This is a genomic window from Nitrospira sp., from assembly GCA_035968315.1.
Classification (GTDB): domain Bacteria; phylum Nitrospirota; class Nitrospiria; order Nitrospirales; family Nitrospiraceae; genus Nitrospira_D.
The window spans coordinates 1-17,207 of sequence record JAVYIN010000009.1; the positions used below are offsets into that span (position 1 = coordinate 1).

The 17,207-nt window shown below is 60.5% G+C and carries 17 protein-coding genes; 6 read left to right on the plus strand and 11 right to left on the minus strand.

All coding sequences use genetic code 11. The annotated features are described in order from the left end of the window. Positions 1 to 49: 49 nt before the first annotated feature. From RI101_13295 to RI101_13315, 5 genes are all read left to right on the plus strand, one after another. Complete coding sequence (locus RI101_13295; GenBank protein MEC4891023.1) at positions 50 to 667, plus strand: c-type cytochrome; 618 nt, start codon at positions 50 to 52, stop codon at positions 665 to 667. 29 nt (positions 668 to 696) lie between these two features. Next, a complete protein-coding gene (locus RI101_13300) occupies positions 697 to 1,044 on the plus strand; it encodes a DUF5666 domain-containing protein (GenBank protein MEC4891024.1) in 348 nt (115 codons plus the stop codon). Positions 1,045 to 1,052: 8 nt separating this feature from the next. Further along, positions 1,053 to 1,508, plus strand: coding sequence for a phage holin family protein (locus tag RI101_13305; protein MEC4891025.1), 456 nt, complete (start codon positions 1,053 to 1,055; stop codon positions 1,506 to 1,508). Between the two features lie 71 nt (positions 1,509 to 1,579). Further along, entirely contained in the window at positions 1,580 to 3,412 is a 1,833-nt protein-coding gene (locus tag RI101_13310; protein MEC4891026.1) for an ATP-binding protein, read from the plus strand. Positions 3,413 to 3,599: 187 nt separating this feature from the next. After that, positions 3,600 to 3,965, plus strand: a complete 366-nt coding sequence (locus RI101_13315) for a hypothetical protein (GenBank protein MEC4891027.1) — start codon at positions 3,600 to 3,602, stop codon at positions 3,963 to 3,965. Positions 3,966 to 4,059: 94 nt separating this feature from the next. On the opposite strand, the gene RI101_13320 is transcribed toward RI101_13315, so the two are convergent. From RI101_13320 to RI101_13345, 6 genes are all read right to left on the minus strand, one after another. Next, positions 4,060 to 4,641, minus strand: coding sequence for a DNA-3-methyladenine glycosylase (locus RI101_13320; GenBank protein MEC4891028.1), 582 nt, complete (start codon positions 4,639 to 4,641; stop codon positions 4,060 to 4,062). A gap of 139 nt (positions 4,642 to 4,780) precedes the next feature. Next, complete coding sequence (locus tag RI101_13325; GenBank protein ID MEC4891029.1) at positions 4,781 to 6,823, minus strand: TonB-dependent receptor plug domain-containing protein; 2,043 nt, start codon at positions 6,821 to 6,823, stop codon at positions 4,781 to 4,783. Between the two features lie 7 nt (positions 6,824 to 6,830). Next, positions 6,831 to 7,247 carry a nickel-responsive transcriptional regulator NikR gene (nikR, locus tag RI101_13330; GenBank protein MEC4891030.1) on the minus strand — a complete coding sequence of 139 codons (417 nt, stop codon included), beginning with the start codon at positions 7,245 to 7,247 and terminating at the stop codon, positions 6,831 to 6,833. Between the two features lie 103 nt (positions 7,248 to 7,350). Beyond that, entirely contained in the window at positions 7,351 to 8,757 is a 1,407-nt protein-coding gene (locus tag RI101_13335) for a Do family serine endopeptidase (protein ID MEC4891031.1), read from the minus strand. An 80-nt stretch (positions 8,758 to 8,837) separates the two neighbouring features. Further along, positions 8,838 to 11,375 carry a heavy metal translocating P-type ATPase gene (locus tag RI101_13340; GenBank protein MEC4891032.1) on the minus strand — a complete coding sequence of 846 codons (2,538 nt, stop codon included), beginning with the start codon at positions 11,373 to 11,375 and terminating at the stop codon, positions 8,838 to 8,840. Between the two features lie 85 nt (positions 11,376 to 11,460). Then, on the minus strand, positions 11,461 to 12,111 hold the full coding sequence (locus RI101_13345) for a thioredoxin domain-containing protein (GenBank protein MEC4891033.1): 651 nt from the start codon (positions 12,109 to 12,111) through the stop codon (positions 11,461 to 11,463). Between the two features lie 86 nt (positions 12,112 to 12,197). Between RI101_13345 and RI101_13350 the strand changes: the two genes are divergently transcribed. Continuing rightward, on the plus strand, positions 12,198 to 12,731 hold the full coding sequence (locus RI101_13350) for a Slp family lipoprotein (protein MEC4891034.1): 534 nt from the start codon (positions 12,198 to 12,200) through the stop codon (positions 12,729 to 12,731). 3 nt (positions 12,732 to 12,734) lie between these two features. Here RI101_13350 and RI101_13355 read toward each other — a convergent pair whose 3' ends face one another. The 5 genes from RI101_13355 to RI101_13375 all read right to left on the minus strand — a co-directional run bounded on the left by RI101_13355 (position 12,735) and on the right by RI101_13375 (position 17,128). Next, the gene (locus RI101_13355) at positions 12,735 to 13,808 is read right to left on the minus strand and encodes a tetratricopeptide repeat protein (GenBank protein MEC4891035.1); all 1,074 of its coding nucleotides are present in this window, start codon (positions 13,806 to 13,808) and stop codon (positions 12,735 to 12,737) included. 121 nt (positions 13,809 to 13,929) lie between these two features. Further along, positions 13,930 to 14,973 carry a hypothetical protein gene (locus tag RI101_13360; GenBank protein MEC4891036.1) on the minus strand — a complete coding sequence of 348 codons (1,044 nt, stop codon included), beginning with the start codon at positions 14,971 to 14,973 and terminating at the stop codon, positions 13,930 to 13,932. A 143-nt stretch (positions 14,974 to 15,116) separates the two neighbouring features. Then, positions 15,117 to 15,431 carry a hypothetical protein gene (locus RI101_13365; GenBank protein MEC4891037.1) on the minus strand — a complete coding sequence of 105 codons (315 nt, stop codon included), beginning with the start codon at positions 15,429 to 15,431 and terminating at the stop codon, positions 15,117 to 15,119. A gap of 4 nt (positions 15,432 to 15,435) precedes the next feature. Further along, positions 15,436 to 15,990, minus strand: coding sequence for a redoxin domain-containing protein (locus tag RI101_13370; GenBank protein ID MEC4891038.1), 555 nt, complete (start codon positions 15,988 to 15,990; stop codon positions 15,436 to 15,438). A gap of 28 nt (positions 15,991 to 16,018) precedes the next feature. Beyond that, complete coding sequence (locus RI101_13375; protein MEC4891039.1) at positions 16,019 to 17,128, minus strand: transporter; 1,110 nt, start codon at positions 17,126 to 17,128, stop codon at positions 16,019 to 16,021. Between the last annotated feature and the right edge of the window lie 79 nt (positions 17,129 to 17,207).

Sequence of the window (17,207 nt, forward strand, 5' to 3'; positions counted from 1 at the left end):
AGTAGCATTGATCGGCGAGACTTTGTATAGTGGATGAACTGGAGACCCGATGCGGAAGAAGCTCATCACGATTCTCGTCGTCGGCATCGTTGGAACCCTGGCGTTGCTGGGCTGGTTCGGCTATCAGTCCTTTACGACCGGGTTCAGCGCCAAGGCCGAGCCGCATGCGCTTGAAGTGTTGATGGCCCGACAGGTCCGCTACCTCGCGATTCCGTTGGAGCACCGCAACAAAACCAACCCGGTCGCGGTGACCCCGGAAATCCTGCAGGATGGGCTGGCGCACTTTGCCGACCATTGCGCCACCTGCCACGCGAATGACGGCAGCGGACAGACGCCGATCGGCAAGAACGTGTACCCGAAGGCCCCGGACCTGCGCGAACGGGCCACCCAGAATATGTCGGACGGCGAACTCTTCTGGGTCATCCATAACGGCATCCGCTTCACCGCCATGCCGGCCTGGGGCGAGGGCGATCCGGAGCAAGATATGGATAGCTGGAAATTGGTGCATTTCATCCGCCACCTTCCCCAGCTCACGCCTCAGGAGTTGGAACGGATGAAATCGTTGAACCCGAAAACCCAGCACGAGCTGGACGAACAAGCAGCCCTTGAGAAGTTCCTGCAAGGCGACGATTCCGCCGCAAACGCCGGAACCGGGCATCACCATTAAGTGTCCGTGAAAGGAAAACTGGCCCTACCATGATGATTCGAACGATTCTCCTCAGCCTCGCACTCATCCTGACCTCGTCCGCTGCCTGGGCGCATGGGTCGGGACAGCATGTGTTTGGCACCGTCACCGCCATCGATAGCACCCATATCGAAGTCAAAACACCGAAAGGTGCCATGATGACGGTGAAGGTGACGAAACAGACCCGGTTCAAAGAGAAAGGCAACCCGGGGTCACGGGAGCAGCCGGTCATCGGCGACCGCGTCGTCATTGAAGCCACGAAAGACGCCAAGACGCTGACGGCGACGGAAGTGAACTACTCCTCGGCCAAGAAAGCGGCTGGCGCCGCCGCCCCGGCGCCGGCGCCAGCCGCGCCATAGAGGTCCCAATGCCGACCGTCCACATCTCTCGATTCGCGCAAGCGTCGCCCTTCCATGGCGGGCTTCAGGCCTTTTTCGCGCGCACGCTGATCACGGGCATTGCCGTCTTTCTCGCCGTGACCATCGTCCCCGGCATCGACGCGGAGACTCTGGCAGCCGGCGTGGCCGCCGTGCTGGTCTTGACGATTCTGAACCTGATTCTGCGGCCGATCTTGCTGGTGCTGACGCTGCCCTTGATCGTGCTTTCGCTGGGATTGTTTCTGGTCGTCTTGAATGCGCTCTTGCTTGAATTGACATCCTATCTCGTGAAGGGATTCACCGTATCCGGGTTCTGGCCCGCCGTCGGCGGCGCGCTGGTCATCAGCCTCGTCAGCAGCCTGCTGAGCCGGTGGAAGGGCGACCCGCCGCCCGTCGAACCCTACTTTGCGGAGCACCGCAAGCCAAAAATTATCAATCCGGAATGACCGGAGCGTCCCTTTTCATTGCATCACTGAACTATCGTTGCTAGAATGCGCCCTTTGATCCCCACACACCTATGATGACTACACCAGCGACATCCACGAAACCGACAGCCGAAACGCATTTGCAGCGGACGCTGAACACCGCCCTGAACGAGTTGGGGATGGAGGCGGCCTTGGCCGCCATCTTCCATCAAGAACAAGGGCCGCTCGTCGCCCATGCCGCCCGCGGATTCACGCCGCGCGATGTGCAATCGATTCTCCGAACCCTGTCGGCCCACGCCTCGATCCCGCAACCGGCGGCCCAGGACTCCGAGAACGGGCGGACGATTCGCCTTAGGCTGATCACGCCCGGATCGAAATCGCTCTTGGGCATGCCGCTCCGCTATCGCCAGCGAACGTATGGCTTTGTGGTGATCGGACGAAAAGAAGGCGCCGCCTTCGCCAAGAAAGAGAAATCCCTGCTGGAACAGGCGGGCGATGGCATCACGAAGGCCCTGGAGCAAGAGGGGCTCTTCGATATGAACGTCGTGCTCAGCCGCCCCTATGTGGCGCGCGAGCCATTGCCGGCGACTCCGGCCGTTGCAGAAATGTTCGCCGCCCCGGCCTCGCAGCTGACCCCGGAATTGCAAGACAAGATCGTCGCTGTCCTGGGAGAAGCGAACCAATATGTGGCCTTCGATCGCGCCTGGGCCTCCTCCTATGATCCGCTGGCGGGCAGTGTGGAAGTGCTCGGCTTGGCCGGCGATCAAAAGGGCGAGCAGAAAGACGGCAAGAAAGATTTGCGGGCGGGCTTGCGCCTGACGCTCGACAGCTCGGCCTCCGGCTGGGCCGTCCGGCACCGCAAACCGCGCGTGGATCACGACCTGGCCTCGACGCAGGGCCGGTTCCTCGACCACAAACATCTCTACAAAGACCGGTTTCTGTCGTCACTCGTCGTCCCCTTCTTTGTGCGCGGACAGGTGGGCGGCACACTGACGCTGGGCTCGAAAGAATCCTCGCGCTATCAAGTGACGGATGCCCGCACCCTGGAGCCGATTATCCTTAAATTGGCCGATCTCCTTCAGGCCCCGCCCGTTGCCGCCCCGGCACCGGCGCAGGCGCCCGGAACCGAGGGTGGCGATGAGACCGCCTCCGTTGCCGCTCCGACAACCTTGGAACCGGCCATCCGAAAACAAGAACGTCAAGCCGCGATCGGGGAATTCAGCGCGTTCCTGGCCACGGAAATCCGTGAGCCGCTCGCGTCGATTCGCTCTCAATTGGAAGAAGTGACCGGCGAAGGCATCTTGGATTTCGACCCGCAGACCCGCGTCGAGAACGCCATGCGCGATCTGATGCGCGTGGAAGCCATCCTGAACGAGATCCTCGACTTCGCCAAACCGCTCGAACTGAACCGCCGCCTCTGCCGCATTCCTGAAGTCCTGGAAAGCGCGCTGGTCGTCGTAGGGACCGATCTGGAGGTCACACGCATTCAGGTCACCAAAGATTATGCGACCCAGATTGCCCCGGTGCGCGGCGATGAAGCCAAGCTCCAGCAGGTGTTCCTCAGCATCTTCAAGAATGCGGGGGAAGCCATGACGCCGGGCGGCCATTTGCACATTCAAGTCACTCAGCATCGCGCCGGCCGGGGCATTGAAGTTCAGACGCTGATCAAAAACGACGGTGCGCCGATCCCTGCCGACATTGTCGACAAGGTATTCGAACCCTTCTTTACGACGAAGCGGTCCGGAACCGGATTGGGCTTGGCAACCGTGAAAAAGATCATTGAAGAGCATGGCGGGTCGATTGCCATCGGCAGCGCCCCCGGCGAAGGCACGACCGTCACGATTCGCCTTCCCGGTGTCAGCCGTGGACCGGCCTTCCGCCATCGCGGGCGTGGCCGCCGGCCGACTCGCCGGCCGGCCAGTTAGCGGTTTCTGCCGATTCGCCCATGAGCGGGCCTCGGCATCGAGCATGGAGATCGGAGACCCAACCGGCCGCTTTCATGCTTGACAGGGGTACCCCCCCGTCGCTATGATCTCGGCCACTTGATTCGGCTTTGAATTCGATTGTTTTAAAACGTATTTCTCCAGCCACCATTATTCAAAGGAGTAGGGTATGAAGCTCGTACTCGGCACTATTGCGACGTTGTCCGGTGTGCTTTTCGTGTTGTCGATGGCCTCGGCCAATCCGGCGCTGCTCCCCAAGCATGAAGGCTATCCGATGAAGAACAGCGGGAGCCCTGTCACGGGCCAGCCCACGGCCAATGATCCAGGCCAGTCGGATGCCCGCGGCGAAGCCACGCTGCTCAAGTCGGCGGATTCGATCAAGCACAGCCAGCAGAACCTGACCAAGACGGACAATGCCCGTATCGTCGAGGGCGCAGGCGCAGGCCGGCTCCCGAAGGTGCAAGGTCCCCAGATTCAGATTGCACCGCCGGTCACCTCGGCCACGAAGATCGGTGCCGATCGTAAGATCGAGTAGTCGGTCCCTCGTCCAAGTTGAAGTTGAAAAGGGGGATGCCGTCTCGCACGGCATCCCCCTTTTTCATTTTACCCGCATGCGTCAATCCACTCGATCAGGGCGGCGTCCCTCTCCTGCCACGCGTGCTGATCGGACGAGGCAAATCGAGCCGAAACCGCCAGGGCTTCTTCGCCCACTCACCGGCATAATCCACGCCGATGCGCGGGAAGGCATTGACCAACCGCCGGGGGATGCGCTCCCCTCGCTCCTCAAACCAGAGTAACTCTTGAATCGTCAGGTCATGCCGGTTCAAGCTGCGATCGATCTGCAGCGCCCGGCAAAGCCGGCCTGGGCCATCAATCAGCTGTCCGCCGACTTCAATCGCGCGAATCAACACCGCCGCAGGACGCTCCTCCCGCTCCGTCACCACATTCAAACAGTGATACATGCCATAGATGAGATACACGTAGGCGATCCCGCTCGGACCGAACATCACCTCCGTTCTAGCCGTTTTCCCTTTCGAGGCATGACAGGCCTGATCCTCGCCACCCACATAGGCTTCGACTTCGATAATCCGTCCGGCAATCTCGTGGCCGTCGATGACACGCACCAGATACTTGCCAATCAAGGATCGGGCAACCTGCACCGTAGGCCTGGAGAAGTAGGCTTTCGAGAGAACTGTTCGAGGGATCTCCATTACAGCCTCCATGTGCCTGCTCAAAACGTTCTTCTAACAAGGCCGCAGGCGACGAAAGCACCGGAGGCGTACCCTCTGGGGGTACGTTGAGGATGCTTTCGAGCCGAGAACGCAGTTAGAAGACGTTTTCAGCAGGCACTTAAAAGTACCAGGACAGGCCGCCCAAGACCATCCGCGGATTCCCCGGCACAAAATGGATGTCGGTGACGGCCGCCGCTTCGCTACGCAGCCGGGAGGCGAATGCGAAGGTCGCCTGTTCCCACTTGGTATTGAACAGATTCTGGATAAACAGAAACGCCTCCATCCGGCCATGAGGCAGCGTCATCGGCAACTGATAGCGCTCCGACAGGTCTACCTCGATCCATGCCGGAGACGTGATGCGGCGATCTTCGGTCAACGGCCGCACCCCGAGATAGGTGGCTTGCAGTTGGGAGGTCACGCCCTCCGGCCATTTCAAGAGGAGGGCTCCGTACGCCGTCATTTCAGGAGCCAAGGGAATGGCATTCCCATTGCGGAATTCCGCCTTGGTCCAGGTGACACTGCCGTTGAAGGACAGCGGCCCCCACACCTGTCCGCGGGCGGCGAGTTCCACCCCTTCTCGTCTGGTGGCTCCGCGAATCTCCGTGGTGCCTTCGTCGCCGACGAACACCAGCTCCGACTTCAAGTCGAGCCGCCAGAGCGTCGCGATCAGTTCCACGCCATCGGCGCCGAAGGGTTTCGACCGGACGCCGGCTTCATAGCTCCTGGCTCGCGCAAGCGGCGAGGAGCCTGGCGCCACCGCCGACCGCGCATCGTTGCTGTGATACCCCTCCCCGTAGTTCGCAAAGAACTCCGTGCCGGCCCAGGGTCCCACGATGACATTCATTTTGGGCAGGACCACGCCGGAACTCTTCCGGCCAGCCGGTTGCTCCGCACAGGTGGCACAGCGGTTCCGGACATCGAACGTAAAGGTTTCACCGCGCAGCCCCCCGGCCAGCCGCAGCCAATCCGCCGGCTGAACCTCGGCTTTGACGAACGGCGCATAGGATGCTTCCAGAATATCGCTGTCCGTGGTGGTGCCCGTCACGGCCCGCTTCGTCTGAGTGCCCAATCGGGCATGGATGTCGTCCACCCGGCTCTGAAGGCCAATGGTCCCAATACTGGGCAGCCCGAACACCTCGCCTCTCTGTTTGTAGCCGAGATCGCCACCGTACATGACACGCCGGTCTGACTGGATCATGCCGTCCCCATTCACCGGATCGGTTTGGAAGAAGGTGAAGTTCGTATAGAGATCGAGTCGATAGTACTGGGCGTAGGCATTGGCAAAGAACTGCCCCCCCGAGGTGGTGTCGTAATGATAGTTCAGGCGTGCCGTACTGCGCAGGGTCTTGCCGCCCTCAGACGGGTCGATCGCGCCGAAGCGATCGAGCGAGCCCTCATTCACGGCCCGCAGCGGGATCTCGCCGGACGCATTCCATTGCGACTGCTGAAAGGTCCCTGTGAGACTGAGCTCATCGCGGCCGGAGAGAGACGTCGTCATTTTCCCGAAGAGATTGCTCCTGACATAGCGGTTGTCGTTCTGAAAGGGGCCGTTGGTGTAGTAGCCCTCGGCCGCAATGAGCGTGCGGATCTTCTCCTTCGTCGGCGAGAACATCAGCAGATGCCGCTGCGTGCCGAACTGCCCGCCGGCTGACTGCACGACGCCTTCCTTCACCACATCGCGCGTGCGAAAGTTGACGGCCCCGGCCGTCGCAAAGTCGCCATACTCCGGCAGATAGGCCCCCTTGTTGACCTCCAGGCCTTCGAGAGTTTCCGGAATAATGAAGTTGAGATCGGTATAGCCCTGCCCATGGCCATGTGACCGCAGATTGATCGGCATGCCGTCGGCAAAGAAGGCGACGTCGGTGCCATGGTCGGCATCGAAACCGCGCAGAAAGTATTGATCGGCTTTCCCGGCTCCGCCGGAGTGTTCCACGGACAGAAAGCCGGGAATCAATCGCAACACTTGAGCCGGCCGGCCCTGCGGCTGGAGGAGATATTCCTTGTCGGGAATGAATTGCTGAGAGGAGGCCGCCACGGGCCGTTCGCCCACCACCGAGACTTCGGGCACCTCGATCTCCGGAGCGTCCGGATCATGGGCAAGGGCCTCCCAGGGAGTCAGCGCCGATACACAACAGAGCAGGACAAGCGTACGAGGTATCACGCCGTGCTCAGCTCAGCCCTTTGCCGGTCGTCGTCATCGTGAGCTTGCCGTGCTTCACGCCCTTCACACTGATCAAGGCGTCGGCAACCTTGCGAATCTCAGCGCCTTTCCCCCTGACCACCAGCACCTCCAGGCAATGATCGTGATCGAGATGCACATGCATCCCCGACAGAATCTTCCCGTGATAGTCGTGCTGAATATCGGTCAGCTTGCTCGTCAGATCTCGAACATGATGGTCGTAGACGAAGGTAATGGTCCCGACCGTCTCTTTGTTCTCGCCCCATTCCTGCTCGACCAAATTATCGCGGATCAAATCGCGCAGGGCCTCTGAACGGCTGGCGTACTTCCGCCGCTCGATATGTTGATCGAATGCGTCCAACAGATGATGATCGAGGGACACGCCGAAGCGAACCAGTTTTTTCATATTCCTCCAGTGCCATGAATATTAAAAACGTAGCACTGCAAGAACAAACCCGTCAAGGGAGGACGCAGCCCGCACCCGGCCTGTTCGTGAATGGCTGGAGAACCTAATCGCCCTGGATGGGAATATACATGGCGTTGCCCTGGCGATTGACGAGCAGGAGGGCAAGGTCGGTCGGCTTGAGCGGATCGGCAAGCCGCTGAAAAGTGGCAAAGTTGTGGACGGGCTGCCGGTTGAGTTCGAGCACCACATCGCCGGGCTGAAGCCCTGAAGACTCGGCCAGGCTGCCTTCTTCGATATCGGTCACCACCACCCCGGTGTTCACGGATAAGTCCATCTGCCGGGCAAGCGGTGGCGTCACATCGTCAAAGACCACGCCCGACAGCGGGTGCGCCGTCGACGCCGTGGACGAGGCACCCTGTGCTTTTTTAGGCCGTTCCCTGGGAGCTTCCTGAACCACCAGCTCCGCCTGATAGGATTTTCCGTCGCGGATAATGTCCAGGCGGTGTTTCGTGCCGATCGCCGACTGCGCAACCAGATTGCGCAGATGCCCGCTGTCCATCACATCGCGACCGTCGAAGCGCACCACCACATCGCTCCGCTTGAGGCCGGCCCGTTCCGCGGACCCCTTCGCCTGCAAATCGGTGACAATCGCCCCCTTCACATCAGGGAGCCGGAAAATCTTCGCCAGCAACGGGCTGACATCCTGAGTCGAGGCGCCAAGGAATCCCCGCACCACCCGTCCGGTCTTGATCAAACTCTGCATCGCCGCCCGCGCCATGTTGCTCGGAATGGCAAACCCGACACCGACACTCCCGCCGGTCGGACTGGCGATGGCCGTGTTGATGCCGACCAGTTCGCCGTTGACATTGACCAGGGCTCCGCCGGAATTGCCGGGATTGATGGGGGCATCGGTCTGGATGAAATCCTCGAAATCCGCCACGCCGACATCGGCCCGTCCGACGGCACTGACAATGCCGAACGTGACCGTCCGGCTCAGGCCGAGCGGATTCCCGATCGCGAGGACAAATTCGCCGACGGCAAGCGTGCTGGAATCTCCCCAGGTCGCCACCGGCAAATTGGTCGCGTTGATTTTGACCACCGCGACATCGGTCTTCGGATCGGTCGCCACAACCTTACCCTTGTACTGCCGCCGATCGGCCAAAATCACTTCCACATCCACCGCATCAGCCACCACGTGATTGTTCGTGATGATGTAGCCGTCAGACGACACGATCACACCGGAACCTTGCCCGTACTGGCGGCGCGCCGGCGGCTCTTTGAACAGCCCGAAGGGCAAGGTCTCGTCGCTGAAGGCCTGATCGCGGACCATCACGGTCGAGGCAATGCTCACGACGGCCGGAATCACCTTGATCGCCGTCGCTTTGACCTGGCTCTGGAGATCGGCCCCGTTTGAGACCGGATAGAGATGGGACGCCGCCTCCCCCTCTCCGGCAGACAGCCCCAGCGAGAGGACGAGACCGAGACCCCAAAAGAACGATTGTCGTATCATGTCTGCGCCCTACGGTAACGGGAATTCAGATTCTGAAGAAATGCACGCGTGAGCGTACCATGCGGGCCATACCCGCGCACTTATAATTCGATATGCCGCAGCCGGAGCGCGTTGGAAATGACGGAGACCGAACTGAAGGTCATGGCCGCGCTGGCGATCATCGGGCTCAGCAACAATCCTGTCAAGGGATAGAGCACTCCAGCGGCAATCGGCACCCCCAGCAGATTATAGGCAAACGCAAAAAACAGGTTTTGCCGGATATTCCGCATGGTGGCCACGCTCAACCGCCGCGCGCGCACCAGGGCCTGCAGATCCCCTTTCAGCAAGGTCATTCCCGCGCTCTCGACGGCGACATCGGCCCCGGTGCCCATCGCAATCCCGACATCGGCCAGCGCCAGAGCCGGCGCATCGTTGACCCCGTCGCCCGCCATCGCCACCACCCGGCCGCTCGTTTTCAGCGCCTGGACGATCTGCCCCTTGTGCTCCGGCAACACCCCGGCCCGCACCTCATCGATCCCCAGCTGTCCGGCCACCGCTTCAGCCGTCCGTTGATGGTCGCCTGTCACCATGACCAGCCTGAGGCCCTCTGCCTTCAAGCGGCAAATCGCATCAGGAGTCGATGCCTTGATGGGATCGGCCACGCCGACCAAGCCCGCCGCGGTCCCATCCACTGCCACAAACATGACCGTCTGCCCGCGCTCCCGCAAGGCCTGCGCATCGTGATCCAGCGTTTCTACGGCGCGATCCGCCCCTTTCACGATGTCATGCATAAACGACAGCGTTCCAATCGCCACCGCCTGCCCGTCAATCCGCCCGGTCACGCCCTTGCCCGTCGCCGCACGAAATTCCTGCACCGGCGCCAGCGTCACGCCTCGCGCCCGCGCGCCGGACACAATCGCCTCGGCCAGCGGATGTTCGCTGCCTTGCTCCAGACTCGCGGCCAGCCGAAGCACGGTCTGCTCGTTGAAGGGCGGCAGCACCCGGAAGGACACCAACGCCGGCTTGCCTTCGGTCAACGTCCCGGTCTTGTCGAAGACCACCGTATCGACCCGGCCCAGCACTTCCAGCGCCTCGGCCTTCCGCACCAGCACGCCCGCCGTCGCGCCGCGGCCGGTCCCGACCATAATAGACATCGGCGTCGCCAGGCCCAGCGCGCAGGGACAGGCAATGATCAACACCGCCACGGCATTGACCAGGGCATAGGCCAGTTTCGGTTCAGGGCCCCACCACGCCCACACGGCAGCCGTCAGAATCGCCGCTGTCACGACGAACGGCACGAAATATCCTGCCGCCACATCGGCCACACGCTGGATCGGCGCCCGGCTGCGTTGCGCCTCGCTGACCATTTGCACGATGCGCGCAAGCAAGGTCTCGCGCCCCACCCGCTGCGCCTGCATCACGATGGTGCCCATGCCGTTCAGCGTGCCTCCGGTGACCGATGCGCCGGCCATCTTTTCCACCGGCAAGGACTCTCCCGTTACCATCGATTCATCGACGGCCGTCGAACCCTCCCGCACGACCCCATCGACAGGAATACGCTCGCCCGGCCGCACCCGGAGCCGGTCTCCCACCAGCACCTGGTCGAGGGGCACATCCACTTCTGTGTCGCCCCGCACCACCCGCGCCGTCGATGGAGCCAGCCGCAAAAGTCCCTTGATCGCGGAAGAGGTCTGGCTCCGTGCCCGAAGCTCCAAGACCTGGCCAAGCAACACCAATACCGTGATCATCGCCGCGGCTTCAAAGTAGACGGCCACCCCGCCGCCGTGATGGTGAAAAGACGCCGGCAGCCAGCCGGGCGCAATCGTGCCAATGGTGCTGTAGCCGTAGGCGGCCCCCGTCCCGATGGCAATCAGCGTGAACATGTTGGGCGCGCGATTGATGAGCGAGGCCCAGCCGCGTTGAAAGAACGGAAACCCGCCCCAGAGGACCACCGGCGTGGCCAAGAGCCACTGCGCCCAATTCAACAGCGCACTCCCCATCTGTGCCTGCAACGGCTGTCCCGGAATCATGTCGGACATGGCCAGAATCATCACCAGCACGGCCGGGCCCAGGCAGAGCCAAAAACGCCGGCTCATGTCCTCGAGTTCCGGATTCGGCCCCTCCTCCATGGTCACGACCTTCGGCTCCAAGGCCATCCCGCAAATCCGACAGGCGCCCGGCTTGGTTTCAAGGATCTCGGGATCCATCGGGCAGATGTATTCGACCGTCCCTCCGGCGGGAACGGGAACCAGACGGGCAGGCCGCTGCTCAGGCGGCAACAGGTAATGCTCGGGATCGCTTGTAAATTTAGTCAGACAGTTGGTCGCGCAGAAGTAGTAGGTCTTTCCCGCATGCTGATGCGAGCCCGCCGCCGTCGCCGGGGACACCATCATGCCGCAGACCGGATCGCGCGCACTGCCGGCGGCGGGCGCCGCCGGCATCATCATGGGCAGTGGTTTGCGGGTCGAGGGAAAGAGCGGAGGATCGGGAGACTTCTTCGCAAGGGCCTTCTCGGGATCAGCGCGGAATCGCTCCAAGCAGGATGTGGCGCAGAAGTAGTACGTCTGGCCCTTGTAGTCGAACCGGCCGGCCGCAAAGGCCGGCTCGACCGTCATCCCGCAGATTGGATCGATCGCCATAAATACCCTGTGCCGCGTAATGGGTGATGTGTGACAGGTGACGAGGAACCCCGCCGGTCACGCTCTCCCCATCACCGTTCACTCATCACTTCTTTTTGTCGCCATCCAGAATGCTCTGAATGACCAGCTTGAGATTTTCCGGATCGATCTGCTCCACCTTGATGTTGCCGTCAAGCAGCACCGTCGGCGTCTGCTGCACCTTGATCCGCTCACCCCATTTCTTGCTCTCCTCCAACGCTCTAGCCGGCTTGCCGCTGGCCATGCCCTCTTCAAACGCCTTGGGGTCGAGCCCGACTTCCTTGATCAACACTTCCCGAAGCGACCGGTCCAGCACACCCGTCACCTTGTCCGTGTGAATCGTCCGGAAGAGGACCTTCTTCATCTCGTCCCCTTTGCCCATCGTGCGAGCCTGCTCATACATGTCGAAGGGCGTCGGCAATTTCCCCTGAAAGACCGGGAATCCCACCATCGTCACCTCAAGCTTGTCCCCGAACTCTTTCTTGAGAATCGCCACTCCGTCGCCATCGAAGCGATGGCAATGGGGGCAGTAGAAATCGGCAAACTCGATCAGCTTCACTTTGCCCGGTTGATGGACGGACTTTTCATCCTTCAAGATTTCGAACTTGCCCTTCAGCTCAGGCGTCCCGGCCCATCCGCTGACCGACACCATGAGGGCCACCGCCGCGCTGATCGCGCACCATGCCCAACGCCACCCCTGTCTCTCTCCTCGCACCATGTCCTGCTCCTTTCGAGAATATCTGATCTGCTGTCGAGTCATTATATAGAATGCAGGGCCATCTTGCCCTCTGTTATACTTTTCTTATGACGCCACACCGGATTCTGCTGCTCAGCCTTTGCCTCATCATCTCAACCGGCTGCGCCACCAGCGAAAGCCTCGACGGGCAACCGCCGCAGCTATCCTTCGCGCAAGTGAAAGCCGCTCCGGACTCCTTCAAGGGACAGTCGGTGACATTCGGGGGAGAAGTCCTCTCGGCCAGGCGGCTCAAGGATGGAACGCGCGTCGAGATTCTGCAACTGCCTGTGAACAGTTCCCTCCAGCCCACGATGCAACTGAACAAATCCCAAGGCCGCTTTATCGCCATTCAACGGGAGTTTCTCGACCCCGCCACGATTCCTGCCGGCACCTTCGTCACCGTCACAGGAGAACTCACGGGATCGATCACGCTGCCCTTAGACGACACCGAATATACCTACCCCATGATGGAAATCAAAGACATGAAAGTCTGGGCAAGGGGAGAAGAAGCGCCGGTTCGCATCAGGCCCTACATGGGGCCAGGGCCCTATTGGGGGCCGTACTGGTCTCCCTACTGGAGACCCTGGCCATACCGGTGGTGAGCCCTACCGGAACGTCGATCCGACAATCCGCTCGACTCGATCATCCCGCCCGCCGAGCTCACGGTACTTGCGATACTGCGCCAGCGCGCGCGGCAGATCCTTCCGGTGCAGCTCATAAAACACGCCGAGATTGTAGTGGGCCTCCGCGTACTCCGGCTTGAGGGCCACCGCCGCTTCATACTCATGCTCCGCATCGTCGAGCTTGTTCAGGCTCGTATACACCACGCCCAAGCTCATATGGGCTTCCGCATATTCCGGCCGATAGCGCAACACTTCGAGAAAGGCCCGCTCCGCCTCGCTCGTTTTCCCCTGGCTGCGATAAATAAACCCCAGGTTGTAATGGGCGTCGACTAAATCGGGCTTTGCCGCCACGGCTTGCTTATACGCATAGGCCGCCTCGACTAAGTCGTTTTGTTTTTCGGCCATGCGCCCGATCAAGTACCAGCCATCGGCATGTTTCGGATGGGCCTTCGTCAGCTTGGCCAACGCCTCCTTCGCCGCCTTGCCATCACCGGCGCCGTCAGACAACACCGCCAGATGAAACAGGGCCTCGGCCTGGGCTGGCTGCATGGCTAAGAGCGACTGGTACGTTTTGACTGCGGCCGGTGTATCCCGCCGCTGTTCATACAGCTTGGCCAGGCTCAGATACGACTCGGCCTGTTTGGGATCAGCCGCCATCGCACGCAGAAAGGCCTGTTCGGCATCGGCCTCTTTCCCGAGCAGGAGATATACCTCTCCCAAATCATGCAGCGCTTCGGCAGAAGCCGGCTTCACCTTAACCGCGTGCAGAAAGGCCTCGGCCGCCTCTGCCGGCTTGCGCGCCTTCAGCAAGACCGCGCCTAAGAGGCGATAGGCCTCCGCGGACGATGGATTCCGCTGAATCGCTTTCCTCGCCGCATCCTCAGCCGGCTTCAGATCGCCCTGACGAAGCAGCGCGGCGCCTTGATCGAGAAAGGGCTGAATCGATTCAGATGGAGCAGCGGCGGCGAGACGGAGGGAAACAGGGGGAGACACATCCAGGAGAAGCCCAACCAGGGCGATGACTTGCATCCATCGGCAGAACGCCAACCGATCCATCCTCCCTCCCAGTGACAGCGCGAGCACAAACTATAACGGCGGGATGCGGCGAAATCAATGAACCGGCGGGAGGGGAATACGGAGGCTCAGGGAAACTGAGCCTCCGCGAACATGATGCCGCTCAGGCCTTTCCTCCCAGCTGGAAATACTTGGTCAGCCCAAAGGTATAGGTCGTCCCCTGGGAAAGATTGTTATTCGCATCGCGCACCAGCGGCACCTGCGCCATGAAATAGGTTTGCCAGGTGTCGGCAAAGCTCACGAGCACGCCGGGAGCAATCCCAAACCAGGACGATCCTGTGTTGGGCACGCCACGGTCGATAATCGGTCCCGTCCCTTGGCTGGCAACCATACTGTCATGCACCTGATAACGATAATTCAGTTGCGTCGTCAACGCGAGCCATGGCGTCGACTCGACGGGCACAAGATTGAGCCCTGCATTGAGAATGTATTCGTCGCCATACTGATAGCCGTCATTATTCCGAAAGGTGTGCCGGAAACTCGCATAGGCGAATTGATTCAGCCGGTGAGGAATCAGTTCATACCCCTGATAAATGGAGCCGACAAGCCCGGCTTGGCCTCGTCCGAGCTGTCCCGAGGGTTCGAGCAAATTCCCCTGTCGGTCAATCTGGTTGTTATCGCCGGTAGGCAGCTCGACGCCGACGCCGACGACCAGCATGCTCCGAAGCGACGGCAACACATTGTACTTTCCTGTGATTCGAACATCGCCGATCCCCTTGTCGCTGAATTGTGCGCGCTCCTTATCGGCCCCCTGATGCCAATGATAGTGGTCATGGTTGCGAATCAAATAGGGAACCGTAAGCTGAATGCCCAACCGGTCCGTGATGCCGTAATTCGCGTCGAAGGTATAACTATTGGTAATGGTCGAAAGTTCCCGATGGTGATTCGGAACGATCCGGCGGGCTGCCTGGTCTGCCTCGGCGATATGGCCCGTGGTTCCGCTCGGTAACGTCATGGGCGTATAGCTGTAGATGAAATTCGTCGTCAGGAGCCCTTCCTGCGGCACTTGTTGCTGCGACCCGATGGTCACAAAACAACTGACCGACCCGCAGGCCGCATCCGAACGGACCGGCCCAAACAAGGGGCCCAGAACAAACACGGCAAACAGACCGAGCAAAAGACTGAATCGGTGAACGACGTTCGACATGATGAGCGCACTCCTCGTTGAGAGAACAGATTCAAAATAAACCCGCGGAGCGACGGCAGGCTGAATCAGGCCAAGCCTGCCGTGCGGCCGACAACTGGGAAGACCCAGCCCGCCCTGCGCATGCGCGGGAACAACATTTCAGATTACAGAGAGGGAGGAACAGACGGGGGACCGCGAGACGCGGTGCGCACGACGAACGGTTTGCAGGATATGTGGATTTCCGGCAGAAACGCCGGCGCGGTGACGGCCACCACGAGCATGCTCAGCGGGGCCGCATCCTCCGCCGTCTGCCCGGCAGCGCATTGCCAGGCACAGAGTCCGGTCGAATGAGTCCCGGCGTCATGCTTCGCATGGTGGCCGGCATGGGCCACCGCCGGTGCGGCCAGGAGTCCGTTCACCAGAACGAGTCCCAGCAGCAGCAACCAGACCAGCCAGGATTGTTTCAATCGCACGAACATAGGCTTATCGGAACGATGCCGCCTTAACCGGTTCCTGTTTCTGGATCTTCACGACCATCTCGTTAATCATCTGCTCGGTCAGCAAACCGCCTTTGATGTATTCCTGTACACGGCCCTGCTGATCGATGAACACACTCACCGGCAATCCGAAGACGCCGAACTGGTTGGCCACTTTATTGTCGCGATCCAGCAGCACAGGAAACGTATGCCCGTAATGTTTGACGTGCTCGCGCACTTTGGCTTCATCTTCGAGTTCGTTGATCGCCAGGACGATAAATCCCTTGTCCCGCAGCTTGTCGAAGCTGGCTTGCATGGCCGGCATTTCCGTCGTGCAGGGCTTGCACCAGGTGGCCCAGAAATTCACCAGTACGACCTTCCCTCGATACTGGCTGAGACTGTGCATCTGCCCCTCAAGATCGATCAGACGAAACTCATCGGCCGGCGTCCCCACCGCCGGCACGCGCGAGCCCATGCTCCAGCTATCAAGGATCGGGTACGCTAAGACCGCCGTCACCAACAGCGCCGCCGCGAACTGGATACGAGTCTTCCGTGATCTCATCTGAGCCTCCTCACACAGTACCGTCGAACTAGGACGGGTTCACCAGTTGAAACGAGCGGGTGAGCCCAAAAATGTAACTGGTTCCTTGTGCCAAACTGTCGTTGGAATCACGGGCAAAGGGAATCTGCGCGAAGAAATAGGCCGATGTCATATTGGTCCAGCTGGATTCAATCAACTGGCCAAGGTTGACTTGAAACCCTGGCGAAAACGCATGATAGGTCGAACCAGTAGTCGGCACTGCACGGTTCCTGATCGTCGGGTCAATCTGCTGAGGTTCATCAGGAAAACCCGCATCGGCTGGCGTCAACGACCGAGAGAGCGAGGATTTGAAATTGTCGTGTACGAGATAGCGGTAATTCACCTGGCCGGTGAGGATCAGCCACGGGGCTGCGATGAGATTCAGCCCGGCATTGATCATATACTCGTCGCCGAACTGATAGCCGTCATTGTTCCGAAACGTATGCCGATAGCTGGCCGACGCAAACTGATTGAGCCGATGCGGGATCAGCTCGTAGGTCTGATAGATGGTCGGATTCAACCCGACCTGCCCGCGCCCCAGCTGGGTCGGAGACTCCATAATATTCTCTTCACTGTCATGCGCGTGGGTATTGCCGGTCGGAAGATAGACGCCAAGACCCAGCACCACCATGCTGCGAAGCGTCGGCAACACGTTGTACTTGACGCCTACACGGATATCTCCGATCCCATTGGCCGAAAACTGAGACGGAGCCCCCTCGCCGGTTGGAGCCTCCCCAAGGCCATCAATATGTTTATGCGTGCGCCACATGTAGGGAACGGTCAACTGCACGCCCAGCCGCTCGGTCACCCCGTAGTTCAGATCCAGCGTGGCCTGCTGAGTAATCGTGCGCGTTTCCTTGTGGTGAGCGAGAATCATCTGTCTGCCGGCTTGGTCGACGGCGGGAATCACGCCCGTCGTTCCGCTCAACAGTCGCATGGGCGTGTAGTTATACATCCCGTTGACCGTCAGGAGCCCTTCCTGCGGAACCTGCTGCTGGGAACCCACGACGACAAAACAATTGACCGCTCCGCACGAAGCCGAGGCGTTGGATACGAATATGCCCAGGCCCATGAGAATCAAGAAAAACCCCGCTACGGAAGATGCACGACGGCTGTTCATGAAGCACGAAACCTTTCCGCTCTGCGCAGTGACTCCATTGCAAAGAATCAACTGGCGCGTACGCGAGAAAATAAAAGAT